The 13,576-nt window shown below is 60.0% G+C and carries 12 protein-coding genes and 1 tRNA gene; 6 read left to right on the top strand and 7 right to left on the bottom strand.

What is annotated here, in order from left to right; translation table 11 throughout:
• Positions 1–30: 30 nt before the first annotated feature.
• A complete protein-coding gene (locus tag C3B54_RS07145; protein WP_245867872.1) occupies positions 31–723 on the bottom strand; it encodes a uracil-DNA glycosylase in 693 nt (230 codons plus the stop codon).
• Positions 713–1,339: a hypothetical protein gene (locus tag C3B54_RS07140; protein WP_104913883.1), complete on the bottom strand. Its 627-nt coding sequence runs from the start codon at positions 1,337–1,339 to the stop codon at positions 713–715. Before C3B54_RS07140 ends, C3B54_RS07145 begins: the two co-directional genes overlap by 11 nt.
• A 172-nt stretch (positions 1,340–1,511) precedes the next feature.
• On the opposite strand from C3B54_RS07140, the gene C3B54_RS07135 reads away from it, so the two are divergent.
• Positions 1,512–2,930, top strand: coding sequence for an amidase (locus C3B54_RS07135; protein ID WP_104913882.1), 1,419 nt, complete (start codon positions 1,512–1,514; stop codon positions 2,928–2,930).
• 56 nt (positions 2,931–2,986) lie between these two features.
• Here C3B54_RS07135 and C3B54_RS07130 read toward each other — a convergent pair whose 3' ends face one another.
• Genes C3B54_RS07130 through C3B54_RS07120 form a run of 3 tightly spaced genes read right to left on the bottom strand, consistent with a single transcriptional unit; the run spans position 2,987 to position 6,430 of the window.
• Positions 2,987–3,730 (bottom strand): hypothetical protein, encoded by a 744-nt coding sequence (locus tag C3B54_RS07130; RefSeq protein ID WP_104913881.1) that lies wholly within the window; start codon positions 3,728–3,730, stop codon positions 2,987–2,989.
• Between the two features lie 33 nt (positions 3,731–3,763).
• Positions 3,764–4,567, bottom strand: a complete 804-nt coding sequence (locus C3B54_RS07125; protein ID WP_104913880.1) for an SDR family NAD(P)-dependent oxidoreductase — start codon at positions 4,565–4,567, stop codon at positions 3,764–3,766.
• A 42-nt stretch (positions 4,568–4,609) separates the two neighbouring features.
• Positions 4,610–6,430 (bottom strand): phosphoenolpyruvate carboxykinase (GTP), encoded by a 1,821-nt coding sequence (locus C3B54_RS07120; protein WP_104913879.1) that lies wholly within the window; start codon positions 6,428–6,430, stop codon positions 4,610–4,612.
• 112 nt (positions 6,431–6,542) lie between these two features.
• Between C3B54_RS07120 and C3B54_RS07115 the strand changes: the two genes are divergently transcribed.
• The 5 genes from C3B54_RS07115 to C3B54_RS07095 all read left to right on the top strand — a co-directional run bounded on the left by C3B54_RS07115 (position 6,543) and on the right by C3B54_RS07095 (position 11,596).
• Complete coding sequence (locus C3B54_RS07115; protein WP_104913878.1) at positions 6,543–7,988, top strand: helix-turn-helix domain-containing protein; 1,446 nt, start codon at positions 6,543–6,545, stop codon at positions 7,986–7,988.
• 23 nt (positions 7,989–8,011) lie between these two features.
• Positions 8,012–8,641 carry a response regulator transcription factor gene (locus tag C3B54_RS07110; RefSeq protein WP_104913877.1) on the top strand — a complete coding sequence of 210 codons (630 nt, stop codon included), beginning with the start codon at positions 8,012–8,014 and terminating at the stop codon, positions 8,639–8,641.
• A complete protein-coding gene (locus C3B54_RS07105; RefSeq protein ID WP_158665585.1) occupies positions 8,638–10,362 on the top strand; it encodes a sensor histidine kinase in 1,725 nt (574 codons plus the stop codon). Before C3B54_RS07110 ends, C3B54_RS07105 begins: the two co-directional genes overlap by 4 nt.
• Positions 10,363–10,520: 158 nt before the next feature.
• Positions 10,521–10,970, top strand: a complete 450-nt coding sequence (locus tag C3B54_RS07100) for an excisionase family DNA-binding protein (protein ID WP_104913875.1) — start codon at positions 10,521–10,523, stop codon at positions 10,968–10,970.
• Positions 10,971–10,987: 17 nt separating this feature from the next.
• Positions 10,988–11,596 (top strand): PIN domain-containing protein, encoded by a 609-nt coding sequence (locus tag C3B54_RS07095; protein ID WP_104913874.1) that lies wholly within the window; start codon positions 10,988–10,990, stop codon positions 11,594–11,596.
• A 36-nt stretch (positions 11,597–11,632) separates the two neighbouring features.
• Here the strand turns inward: C3B54_RS07095 and C3B54_RS07090 are convergent, their stop codons facing one another.
• Both C3B54_RS07090 and C3B54_RS07085 read right to left on the bottom strand, forming a co-directional pair.
• Entirely contained in the window at positions 11,633–13,342 is a 1,710-nt protein-coding gene (locus tag C3B54_RS07090) for a YncE family protein (protein WP_104913873.1), read from the bottom strand.
• Between the two features lie 96 nt (positions 13,343–13,438).
• A tRNA-Arg gene (locus C3B54_RS07085) sits at positions 13,439–13,511 on the bottom strand.
• Between the last annotated feature and the right edge of the window lie 65 nt (positions 13,512–13,576).

Here is a 13,576-nt window from a genome sequence, read left to right as displayed (position 1 = left end):
GCACACCACCTGTTGTGTGACGTAGAGGGGTTACAGGCTCCAGTCGATGGCCGGTAGTCCCCGCTCAATCCACAGGGCATTGGCCCTGCTAAAAGGTTTTGAGCCAAAGAATCCTCGGTGGGCAGAAAGCGGACTGGGGTGTGCTGACTCGATGACCCCTAATGGCCCAAGGCGAGGAACAAGTTGCCTGGCCTGTGCGCCCCACACAATGGCCACAGCCTGTGGTGATTTCGCGACTACCTCATCGATGAGCGCATCGGTGAACACCGACCAGCCGAGGTCTTTGTGCGCTGCGGGCGCGCCCACAGCCGTGGTCAAATGACGGTTGATCAGTAACACCCCCTGGTCCACCCACGAATCCAGCGCGAAATGCTCACCAGTGTTGATTCCGAGGTCCGCTTCTAGCTCACTGCGAATGTTTCTCGCGCTAGGGGGTAGGGGCCACACCCCCCGGGGGACAGAAAACGCTAAACCCATGGCGTGTTGGGGGTTGGGGTAGGGGTCTTGGCCCACAATGACCACTCGCACACGATCTGGTGGCACTTCCAGTGCGCGAAAGACCTTTTCTGGCGCGGGAAGAATCGACTCGTGGGGCGCCCTGACATCCAGGCGGGCGCCAATGGCGGCGAGTTGGTCGAGGGTGTCTGCGCCAAGTGCTTCTGCCCACGCCGAGGGGAGTGTCTCTGGCAGTGTGTCTGCCCAGTGGGTGGAACTAGTTGGCACGCTCAGTGGTGTGTTGGCGCATTTGGGCGACCAAAGCTGAGCTGTCTTCGTAGGCCAGTCGCCCGCCGGGGAAAATCAGTGCTTCGTACCAGGCGTCGGGGTAGACGGCGTTGTAAATGGCCGGCACGGTGTCAGCGTCACCTTGAATCCAGTAGGTCAGCACCCCGTCACTGGTTTGGCCGGGGTTCAGCTGTTGGGCGAGCAGGCCATCGATCACTTCCGCCCTGGAGGTTTGCGTCATCGGCGCCACACTGAGGGTGAGGGTCTCGGTTTCTTCCAGATTGCCAAAGAGGCAACTAATTCCGCCACGCTCTTCCTGAGGAGAGGGGCCTTCTGGGTAGACGGTGTCTGCGGAACCACTGCCGGGACCACGGAGCAAATCAATGTTGCCGCTTAGCAAACTATCCAGACGGTCTGGGGGCAAAATATCTTGGCAGCTCCTTGGCAACACAAATTCGAGAGTTTCTGGAACACCAGCCCCGTCGTCGACTTCGTCTTGAGGGGCCTCAACTTCTTCTGGTTGTTCCGGGCTTGCTGCGGACTGGCATCCGGCGAGAAGGGCGAGGATGGCCAGGACGGCCGGAACCACTGCGCGGGGGTGGCTAGCGTGGCTCATGATGAGAAATCCTCTCCTGACCCTCGAGTATAGGCAACAAGTCAGGCAAATTGCCCAGAGTCAGGCGGAATGTGATGGGGTGGCGGATGTGCCGAACCCTAGTCATCTGTGGAAGCGATGTCGTGCCATGCCGGGCGGTCTCCTCCCTGGTCACGCCTACTAGCCTGAAGGAGTGACTAGTTGGCACCTGGAAAGCCTCGCCCAGCACCACGACGCCCTCAGGCACGGGCGCACGAGTGCGACAGAGCTCACCGAGTATTACCTCGAGCGCATCGAACGGTTCAACCCGCAACTGAATGCCTTCGTGCATGTTGACCCGGATTATGCGAGGAAGCGTGCGCTCACCGCTGACGAGCAATTGGATGGACCCCGAGCGACAGCGCTCACCGGCCTCCCGACAGCAGATAAAGATCTTGTCCAACGAGCCGGAATGCCGACCCGTTACGGTTCAGCCCTCACCGAAGGCCAGCCGCCCTCTGAGCATTCGGACCCGATGGCGACCTGGGTGGACGACGTGGGGGCAATCAGCGTCGGTAAGACAGCGACGTCAGAATTTGGCATGGCTGCCGCCACTGAAGCGCTCGCCATGGGTCCCACCCGTAATCCGCACGATCTAGAGCGCAGTGCAGGTGGCTCGAGCGGGGGCGCGGCCGCAGCGGTGGCGGCGGGCCTGTTGCCTTTCGCACCGGGATCTGATGGGGGTGGGTCAATTCGTATTCCCGCACTCTCGTGTGGCCTGGCGGGGTGGAAGCCCTCGCGGGGGCTTGTCCCCGCAGGTAGTGGCTTCGAGTTTTTGGGTGGCCTTGCCGTGCCTGGGCTCATTACCCGCAGTGTGGAAGATCTTGCCCTGGCGGCTGATTTGCTCGTGCAGGGCGAATGGCCCTGGGCGACAAGAGCTCCTGGTGAACCAGGCTCCTACCTGGCTGGTCTTCAGAGTCCCGAGGCGGGCCGCCGGATTGGTTGGACGGCTACAACACCCTGGCCCACAGACTGGGGCATCACCCCCGACCCACTTGCCCTTCAGGCTTTCGAGCGGGCGAAAGACGCCTTGGTGGATGCGGGACACGAACTTGTGGAGTTGGATTGGCAACCGGCACCGAGCTATGCCGATGACTTTGTCACGCTGTGGACGGCCAATGCGGCGAGTCTGCCGGTGCCGGAGGGCGCCGGCGACGCGCTTGAACCGTTGACGCGTTTTCTGGTGGAGGAGGGTCTGAAGGTCACCGGAGTTCAACTGGTGCAGGCATTAGCGGGCCTGCGATCGTTTGAGCGCGACACCATCATGGCCTTTGGTTCTTTCGACGCGGTGTTGACTCCTGGTCTGAATGGTCCAGCGCCCGCAATCGGCTGGTATGACCCAGCAGATGCCTGGCGGAATTTCCAACAGCAGGTTCAGATCACACCGTGGACGAGCTTTGTTAATGTCGCCGGGTTACCCGCCGTGGCACTGCCCACCGATTACAGCCCCGAGGGCTTACCACTGGGCGTTCAGTTAGTGGGCCGTGCCGGCGGAGATGCACTTGTGATGGCGTTAGCCAGGCAGATTGAACAGAGGCTGCCCGATGCCACGCGCAGCCCGCAGGGGTTTTAGTTCGCCGCATGTCGCTCCTAGAAGCTGTCCGCCGGGGGAGTTATTGGCGCCCGGGGTTACTGACCAAGCGCACCAAATACGACGGCGGCATCCCGGGTGAGCTCTTCTGAGCTTCCGGAGGAGTTTGTGGAGGCAAACCACACCGAACAGTTGGTTTCGGCTAAGGATTCAGGACATTCGGTGGGGGTGATGAAGTGGGTTTCGTTGGCCGTGTATTCACCGGAAATGTTCGAGCTGCTGGATTCGATTTTCCAGAGCGAACCGCCATCCAGGGTGGTTTGTGAATTTGAGGCAGCCGAGAGGATGTCTTCCACACCACCCATCTGCTCGGTGCCCAGAATGGCGACCGACGTGGTGGAGCTAAATTCTGGTGGGAGATACCAGGTGCAGGACACCCGAAGGTCGTTGCGAACGCCCTCCAGCAGCGCGATGAGGTCCTGATTGGTGGTTCCGTAGCCGTAGCCGTCCTGGCTGATGTCACCTTCTGGTTGGCGACCCTCTTCTTCAAAGGCGACGACCTGTGCGTCGCTATACAGCGCGGAGCAACCGGGCACCGCCGCTTGAACGGTGGGAGGAGCCGTGTCGTCCTCTGTGGTTTCTTCCACTAGTGGTGTGTCTGCGTCTGATTCGCTCGCAGCCTCATCCGTGCTATCCGAGGCACCATTTTCGCCTTGATCGGCAGTCTCTGTTGCGTCGGAGCCGCCGAGGGAATCGAGCACACCTTGGACGGATTGGCAGCCGGAAAGAATCAGGGCCAGGCCCACCAGGAGCGAGGCGGGAGCGAGAGTGTGAGCGCGCATCGCAGGATTCCTTTCCGAACCGAAAATGTGTTTCTAGCCTATGCGAGCGAGCACTTCTTCCTCGTAGCGCTGAAGCGTTTCTGGGTTGTTCGCGAGCGGGTGGGCTTTACCGCCAGGAAGTAACCCATCGAAGTAGGTTCCGTTGTCGACACCCAATTCGGGGGTATCCACCAAATGGACCAGGGGCGCAGCACCTGCCGGGGCGCTGATTTGCAAGTTTCGGGTGAGTCGAAGTGTGGTTCTGGCCAACCAGGTATCTGGTCCGAAACTGGTGGCGACATATCCGGGGTGGACGGGGTAACTCTCCAGTCCACTTCGTTCCATCACGGATCGTGCATACAAAATCACGCCCAGTTTGGCATCCGCGTAGGGCCGCCATCCTCCCTGGAATCCTCGGCTCTTGTAGTCGAGGTCATCTAGACGCAGTGCCGCCACCCTGTTCATCACCGATGACGTGTGAACAATTCGGGCGCCGTGGTCGACAAGTGTGGGCAGCAGTGTTTCGGTCAGGAGTGCCGACCCCAACACGTTTCGTTGCAGGGTCAGTTCGAATCCGTCAACGCTTTCTGAGCGTGTGCCTAAAATCCCTCCAGCATTGTTCACAAGCGCATCAATGCGGGGGAGCGTGTCGAGGAGTTGTCGGGCCAGCGTGCGCACATTGTCCAGTGAGTCAAAGTCGGCGATAAACGCGTCACCGCCGGTGGCTTCTGCCACCGCCCTGGTGCGCTGTGGGTCGCGTCCTGCGACCGCGACGTGCCAACCGCGACGGGCAAGTTCGATGGCGGCCGCACGGCCAATCCCTGAGCTTGCGCCCGTCACGACAACTACTCGCTGCACCACTTCAGTCTGTCGTAGTTACCAGCGGGGACAAAAGTGTGCTTAGTCCAGGCGCGAATGTGCAGCCTGCAACTGGGCACGAATTGCTTCTGGCAACTTGTCTCCGAAGGTGCTGAGGAACTCATCGGCCGCGTTGAGGTCTGCCCGGGCCAAATCGGGGTCTACTCTGAGCAAACCCGCGAGGGCTTCTTCGCTCAGCTCAGCGCCATCAATGTCCAGATCCTCTGGGTGGGGAGTGAGGCCCAGTGCCGTGTCGTTGGCGCTGTGTTGACCTTCGATGCGCTCGATCATCCACTTGACGACGCGAATGTTGTCGCCAAAACCTGGCCAAATGAAGCGACCGTCTTCGTCTTTTTGGAACCAGTTGACTTGGAAGATCCGTGGCACGCGCCCCTGGGAGCGAAGGCGCTCACCCATGCCCAACCAGTGCTTCATGTAGTCGCCCATGTGGTATCCGGCGAAGGGCAACATCGCGAAGGGGTCACGGCGAAGCACCCCAATGGTGCCCTCTGCAGCAGCGGTTTGTTCAGAGGCAATGGTCGATCCGAGGTATACCCCGTGATCCCAGTCGCGTGCTTCCACAACGAGGGGGACCGTATCCGAGCGGCGACCCCCGAAGATGATGGCATCGATGGGGACGCCCTCTGGGTTGTCCCAATCGGCGGCCAAACTGGGGCACTGGTCGACCGAGACGGTGAATCGGGCATTGGGGTGTGCGGCACGGTGGCCGGAGTGAGGGTCGTGGGGTTCACCGCGCCAGTTAGTGAGCCCTTCGGGAACCTCCTTGGTCATGCCCTCCCACCAGACGTCGCCCTCTTGTGTGACGGCGACGTTGGTGAACATGGTGTGACCCCAGAGGGTGTCCATTGCTACCGGGTTGGTTTTGTGTGAGGTGCCTGGTGCGACACCGAAGAAACCGGCTTCGGGGTTGATTGCCCGCAGGCGGCCGTCGTCGCCGATGGCGAGCCAGGCAATGTCATCGCCGAGTGTTTCAACACTCCAGCCATCGAGGACTGGTTGCATCATGGCGAAGTTTGTTTTGCCGCAGGCACTCGGGAAGGCTGCGACCATGTGGTACCGCTTTCCTTCTGGGCTGGTCAGCCGCACCAGCAGCATGTGTTCGGCCATCCAGCCTTCATCGCGGGCCATGGCTGAGGCGATGCGCAGCGCAAACGCTTTCTTGGGAAGCAGAGCATTGCCGCCGTAAGCGGAACCAAACGACCAGATTTCCCGGGTTTCGGGGAAGTGGGAAATGTATTTGGTGTCATTACAGGGCCACGCGACATCTTCTTCGCCCTCTGCAAGGGGCGCGCCGACGGTGTGCACGCACTTCACCCAGGACGCGCCCGCGGTGATGTTTTGCAGCACAGTGTTTGACACCCGCACCATGAGGTGCAGGCTGACGACGACGTAGGGAGAGTCGGTGATTTGAACCCCGTAGCGGGCCATCGGGGAGTCAATCGGGCCCATCGAGAATGGCACAACATACATAGTCCGACCGCGCATTGCGCCCTCGGAGAGATCCAAGAGGGTGTTTTTCATTTCATCCGGGGCAACCCAGTTGTTGGTGGGGCCGGCATCTTCGGGATCCACGGAGCACACAAAGGTCCGCGATTCGACGCGGGCCACATCGGTGGGTTCACTGCGGGCGACAAAACTGTAGGGACGCAGCTCGGCATTGAGCGGCTCAATGGTGCCCTGGTCTTGCATGAGCTGGATGAGTTCGTGGCGCTCGCGGGTGGATCCGTCGCACCACACCACGGCTTCTGGTTGCAGGGTGTCCTGCCACTGGTCAACAAAGGCAACAACGTCTTCGGGGGTCACGGTGAGGGTGGTGGTGGGGTCATTCATGAGGAGTGTCATGACCGTCTCTTTCGGTGTTTTCGGGTGGTTAACTCCATATTCGTCAAATAACGGGCCAGAATTCGACGATTACGACTGTCAAAAACATGCTTTTTTGCGTTATTGTGAGGAAATGCCTTCTCTCGACGTACTTGGCCAGCGCATTAGACACTTTCGCCAGCAACGAGGCTTCACCCTCGAAGAACTCGGCGAGCAGGTGGGTGTAACCGCTAGTCAGCTGTCTCTGGTGGAAAACGGCAAACGTGAAGCCAAAATTTCCCTGCTGAACGCTCTCACCGAATCACTCGATGTCGACATGGCGGAGTTACTGGATCGAACCCCGCCCAGTCCCCGGGCTGCACTGGAACAACGCTGGAAAGAGTCCGTCAGCGAGCCACTGTTTCACTCCTTGGGTATTAGTCCGCCACGGATCACCCGGTCTACTGCTGACGACGTGTTGGAAACACTGACCGGCCTCTACGGTGAAATTCATCAGCGTGAACAACAAGCGCTAGCGACCCCGGAGGAAGCCCGTCGGGCCAACACCGAACTGCGGCTTCGAATGCGTGAAGCCAATAACTATCTCCCCGATTTGGAAACACTGGCTGAAGACCTTGTGGGCGTGAGTGGGCACCAATCGGGTGCGATCACTCACCGCGAGGTTCAACTGATGGCAAAATCCTTGGGCTTCGACATCGTTCACGCCAACGACTTACCCAAAACGGCCCGGTCGGTCACCGATTTAGAAAACGGGAGAATCTACCTACCGCCCGCATCAATCCCCGGCGGACACGGCTTGCGCTCCATGGCCCTTCAAGCAATGGCCCACCTGTTACTCAAACACCGTGTGCCACAAACCTATGAAGAATTTCTCCAGCAGCGACTTGAAATCAACTACTTCGCCGCAGCCTGCCTCATGCCCAAAACCCAAGCGGTCGACTTCCTGAGGGACGCGAAAAAGCAACGCAATATCGCGGTAGAGGACTTCCGCGATGCGTTCGGGGTGACCCACGAAGCGGCGTCGCTTCGATTCACCAACCTCGCCACTGAGTTTCTGGACATCCGACTGCACTTTTTGCGCGTTGGTGATGACGGTGGTGTGTACAAGGCGTATGAAAATGATGGGCTTCGCCTCCCCACCGATGTGACCGGTGCGACAGAGGGGCAAATTGTCTGCCGTCACTGGTCGGCACGGCAAGCTTTCGCCCGCACCAACCGCACCACCGAGTACTACCAATACACCGACACCCCAGAAGGCACTTTTTGGGAATCCACCCAAATTGGTACCGGCTCGGCAGACGAATTTTCGATCACAGTGGGAGCCGCATTTGATGACGCCAAATGGTTCCGTGGACGGGACACCACCGAGCGCACCCATTCCAGCTGCCCCGAGCTGGAGTGTTGCCGCCGTCCTGAAGCAGACATGTCGGCGAAGTGGTCGGGCAAAGCCTGGACCTCGGCGAGGCTCCAGGCCCACACCCTCTCGCCGCTGCACGGCGGCACGTTCCCCGGAGTGTCTGACGTGGAACTCTTTGAGTTCTTAGAGAGGCACGAGCAACCTGATGAGCCCGTGAACTAGGTCATCCGCGGGATACTGGAGCCATGGTGCTTCGCATAGGAATGGTCGAAGATGACGCCCTCCTTCGACTGAGTATTACCGAAGCCCTTGAGGGCCGGGATGGCTGCCAGGTGGTCACTTCGAGCGACCAACCGAAAAGCATTATTGACGCGGTTCGCGCGGGGGCGCTTGATGTCGCCTTGCTCGATGTTCACCTGGGCAATGGCCCCTCCGGATTCGACATCGCCCAAAGCCTGCGACGGATCACACCGGGGCTTGGCATTGTCTTTCTCAGTAGTGTGCGCGACCCAAGGCTTTTGGGTTACAACCCGGCATCACTGCCCAAAGGGGCACGGTATTTGTTGAAATCTGACGTGGATGACATCGACATGATTGAGCAGTCTCTTCGGGCTGCCGCCCATGACGGCTATGCCCTCTCCGATCAGGCCGCACCCCGAGTTGACCTCACTCAGCCCCAGATTGACATCTTGCGCCTGGTTGCGCGGGGGCTGTCTAACGCGGAAATTGCCCGAGAGCGGGTCGTGACCGAACGGGCCGTGGAGGTTGCGGTGTCACGGTTGGCCAAACACTTGAATCTTCGGGAAACTCCGGGGCTGAACCAGCGGGTGCACATCGCCGCACGGTTTTTCAAAGAGATGGGGTGGACCCCGTGAGCCAAGCGCAGCCGACGAAAGTGCGTTTTCCTCGGCGGATACCCATACGTCACCTTTTTCACGTCCCGGCACTAGCCGGAGTGATGCCGGCAGTCGTCTTAATCTCTGCCATTGCCTCAACATCGGGGCTCACACTCTCGGTCCTCGTTGTCTGGTTGGCCGTTCACGCCGTCACACTGCTGCTAGCCGGACTGTTGGGCTGGGCCTTCGCGGCGATACTTCGCGCCGGTGGGCGCACCACAGTGGGGCCACTGATCGTGGTGACCACGGGCGCACTTGTGGGCGGCGCAAAAGGTTTTCTCACCGCCGTGGTCGACCTGGGTCTTGGCTTAACCGATGCGGGCGCTACCGAGTTGTTCATTCGAGGTCTGGGGGGAATTGTGGTGGGGGTGTGGCTGATTGGCACACTCGCCTACGCCCGGAGTGCCCTGGAGAAACTTGAAGATGCTCGCGAGATGCTCGTGCGGGCAAACATTGCGAGGCGACTGACTGAGGAGGGCGCCAGTACACCGCCAGAGTTGACCACGTCGCTGTACGCGGTGCGGGGTCTTCGCGACCAGCTCACCCGTGAACCTGAGGCGACCACGGCGAAAGAGATTCGAAGCGTCGTCGATGCGACGATTCGTCCGCTTAGTCGCGCGCTGTGGTCGGTGGAACAACAGCGCTACCCGAGTTTGCGACTCTCTTCGCTTTATCGTGTCGCGCTCGGGTCGATGCGCCCCCGCGCGTGGTTGATTGCTGTGCTGTGGTCGGCGACGTCCTTTACGGGCTTGGCGGTGCCACTGGGCATCATCGATGCCCTCCTTTACGTCGGTTGGGTGGGACTTCTGGGCGCAGCCCTGTTCTCGTTGATCCGATTGCCTTCCCGGTTGCCCATCGCCGTGTCGTTACCCCTGGTGATTGTGAGCTCGATTGCTGCGGTGCTCGGTGGCAACGCGATGGCGAGACTGGTCTACCCACCACTATCTGACCTCATCGGTTTAGGTCTTCTGGTCTCAGGGGTGGTCTGGATGACGTTTATTGCCATTAGCGCGAGCATGCTCTCTGGGGTGTTGGATATCCGCCGGGTTATTGAAGCGGATTTGGCCAGCCACGACACTCAAGCACTTCTCGACACTCGAGCAGGGCTTTCCGCCGAGGCAGTAAGTGCCAGGCGCCTTGCCACCGAACTACACGGCCGGGTACAAAGCAAACTGCTCGCCGTGGCAAGCGGCTTTGACCAACGGAGGCTGACCCGCAAACAGCTGGCCCAACAACTAGGTGATGTGGTGGGCAACCTAGAAAAACTGGCCGGCATCAACCAAGGCAATACAGCTTCTGAGGTCGCGACAGAGAACGAGACTGAGACCCTCCGTTCTCTAGAAGAAGCGTGGGCGGGACTGGTTGACCTCCGCATTGATGACGCTTCGCGCTCGGTCCTGGACCTGGCGCTCGTGGCGAAGCCTGAATTGATGGAGCCACTGCGTGAAGTCATTAACAACGCTCATCGCCATGGCCACGCAGGTGTTGTGGAGGTGTCTGCGAGCAGTAGCGAGGATGCTCTGGAAATTGTCTTCACCGATGACGGTTATGGCCCGACCGGGGGAGGGGCCGGGCTCGGCTCAGCACTGTTTGATTTGTGGACCCAGGGGAACTGGTCACTTGGAGCTGCTGTGGATGGCGGCGGCCGAGTAGAGATGGTGATTGAACAGAATCGGTTGGCCCCCAGCCAAGACATCTAGCGGCAAACCGTGGTTCACAACGCGGTTGTGGAAAGTTTCCCACGGCGGCCCGACCACAACGCTTTACTGGCGCGATGAATTCGTCACTGTCACGCCGGCGCGCGGCCTCGACCCTGCACTCCGTTGCGAATATTGTGAATTTAGGGGATAGTCGTGGGATGGATAACCTCGCCGTGGACGGACATCTATCAGACGAGAATGTTTCGGTGGAGCTTGCCTGTTTAAAGGAAAGGTTGGATGAAGACTCCAGTGTGGTCGTCTCCATCGAACGATCAGGACAGCACATTTCTCTGTCGAAGCACGCGACGCGGGCGCTTCGGGAGATTCTTGACACCGCGCTGACGCCTTCGCCCGAGGATGACAACCCTGCACGTAGAATCACGACCCAGCAGGCCGCACGCATCCTGGGAGTAAGTCGCCCCTTCGTCATCAAGCTCCTTGACCAAGGCGAAATGCCCTTTGAGCGCCTTGGACCCAGTCGACACCGACGCCTCAAATTATCCGACGTCGTTGACTATCAAACACGCATGCAACAGGTGCGCCGTGTCGCTCTTGCCACCATGACAGAAGAGGCGTTTACCGCCGGTTTATATGACGAGACCGCGTAGGAACCGAACACCGCGCTGTGGGCGACCAAACCTCCACGCCACCGCTGTTGGACGGCAGGAACCTGTGCGTCTTGGACACCTGCGTATTGGTGCCCGTGTCACTCACCGACACGCTCCTCCGGTGCGCCGAAACGGGCCTATTTAGCCCAATTTGGTCGGAGGGAATTCTCAGCGAGTTAACTCGGGCGCTCCTCCAGGCACACCCTGACCAGGACCCAAGGTTGCTGCAAAGACGGGTTCGAATGATGGCCAAAGCTTTTCCCGGCGCAGTTCACGACTTGACCGAAGAGCGTGAGCGGGTGGTTCGGGGCTTGCCCGATTCGGGTGATGAGCACGTACTCGAGCTGGCTCTGTCGGTTCACGCGTCATTGATTGTCACCATAAACCTCCGTGATTTCCCGGATGAAATCTGTAACCCCCTCGGTGTTCGGGCCATTCATCCCGGTGACCTGTTGGTGGCTTTCGCGACTGATGCGCCCCGTCTTATCGCAGACGTCCTATCGTCCCAAGCCCGTGACACGAGATCGCCAGCCATGACGGTGTCCCGTGTGGTGTCTTCATTGGGCGCTCACGTTCCTGATTTTGTCTCCTACTGGCGCGCACACCCGGACAACCCAGAGAGCTAAGCGTCCCACAATGGCCAGAAGGACCGACCACTGTGCCTACCCGGCGCGTGCTTGCCTTGCTCGGTAGATTCCGATGCCCACGCCGCCGAGTACGAGGGTGATCAGGATGCTTGATGCGGTGATGACCAACCACCCCGGAATCGGGTCCGAGGTGCCTTCGGGTGAACTGTTGGTCGACGAGTCTGTGTCGTTGCTCCCCGCCGGGGTCGTGTTGTCATCGCTGCCCTGAGTGGTGGTGGAGGCTTCTGTCGCGTCAGAGCTGTCCGAATCTGTTTTTGTCGCTGGTTCCTCCGCTTCGTCACCGGAGGTCTCTGCGGCAGGCGTCGCCTCAGCACTGGTGGTGTCAGTGCCAGAGTTCGATGCCGTTGCCGGGGAGGGTGCAGTGAAGAGCCCGGAGGCGTCGATACCGAAGCGCTCGGTCAACACCAGGAGGTTTCCGGCAGGGTCCTTAGAGTTGAGGGTCAGCGTGTAGGTACCGGGAGTGAGCCCTGCGGGCAAGGCGGTGTGGGTGCTGAAGGAGCCGAGCCTCGAGGCGGTGCCTGAAGCGAGGACTTGTCCCCCCGGTTCCAGCGTAAGAGTGAACGCCTCGCCGCGGGCAAGGCCTTGACCTTCAGCGAGCACACGAGTCTCGGCTACGGCAATGCCACCGGTGGCAGTCGCGTCTAGGTGGAGGGCGGCCTCTGCCGCGCGAGCGGAAGGAGCTGACTCCGGAGTGACTACCTCTTGTAACTGTTCAATATCCTCCACGAAAAAGACCGAGCTCACGCCAAAGACATCTCGCTCGTAGAACACGACGGAATCGTCCACACTCGAGACGGCGAGTCCACCCGTCGAGCCCACCTCAGGAGCGACCGTGGCGGCAACGTCCCCCGAGGCTTGCTCCACGAAATAGAGGGCGTCGCGGGAAGAGGAATTACTGGTGACGACAACCTCTGGGCTAGTCGAACGAAACGCAATTCCATCGCTTCGCGGAACACTCGTGATGGTGCGGTCGATTGTGTTGGTGGCGGTGTCGATGACCGTTATTGTCCCTCGAAGGCTGGTGACCCAAAGCTCTGAGCCGTCAGGCGAGACGGCAACCCGTTGGGGGTCGGATACACCCGTAATGGTTTCCGACACGGTGATGTTGGCGGTGTCGGATACGTCCACCACGGACACCGAATCATCGGCGGTACTTTGCACATACAACGTGTCACCGTTGAAATCGAGAGAAATAGGTCCCGTGCCCACCGGCACTGCAGAGAACTTTGCGAAGGTCGCGGTGTCAATCACTGTCACTGAGTTTCCGGCGAAGTTGGGAACAGCTGCCAGCGATCCATCCCCATTTAGTGCGATGTCGTATGGTCTGTTGGGGACCACAATTTCTTGCAGTCGCGGCAGCGTGGGGTCGGTCGCATCCAAAACGTCCACCCGAGACGTGCCGAAATACAACCGGGCGACCCACAGTTGAGACCCATCCGGGGAAATGTCCACAGCAAAGCCGCTTGTAGGTCCCGTTCGGGTTCCGGTCACCGTCTGCGTAGCGACATCAATTGTTTTGAGCTCATCGGAACCAACGACGTAATAGGTGGAGCCGTCTGGGCTCAAAACCGCGCCGTCGGGAGTGACGCCGGGGATTTCCAGCGAATTGACGACTTGCCACGCCGCCATAGCGGTTGACGAAGGCATGAACGCCGCTAAGGAGACGGTGAGCGCCACAAGGGCGGCAAACACCCGCGGTGGGAGAGAAGTGCGTGAGGAGGGCATAAGCCCGAGCGTAAAAATCAGGAGGGCGGTGAGGCCAATCGACGTGCCACACAGCCAAATACTGTGCAGGTAGCACTACAGGAAGAAGTCGTTGGGTGCCCCCAGTAGGATTCGAACCTACGGCCTTCTGCTCCGGAGGCAGACGCTCTATCCCCTGAGCTATGGGGGCCAGGTGTGCCTCAAGGTTACACGTTCGATGCCAGCGGTTTGCGCCGGTGTGGGCGGTTAGGCTGG

The sequence above is a fragment of the Pontimonas salivibrio genome (genome assembly GCF_002950575.1).
GTDB lineage: Bacteria > Actinomycetota > Actinomycetes > Actinomycetales > Microbacteriaceae > Pontimonas > Pontimonas salivibrio.
This window is presented reverse-complemented; position numbering and strand designations above follow the sequence as displayed.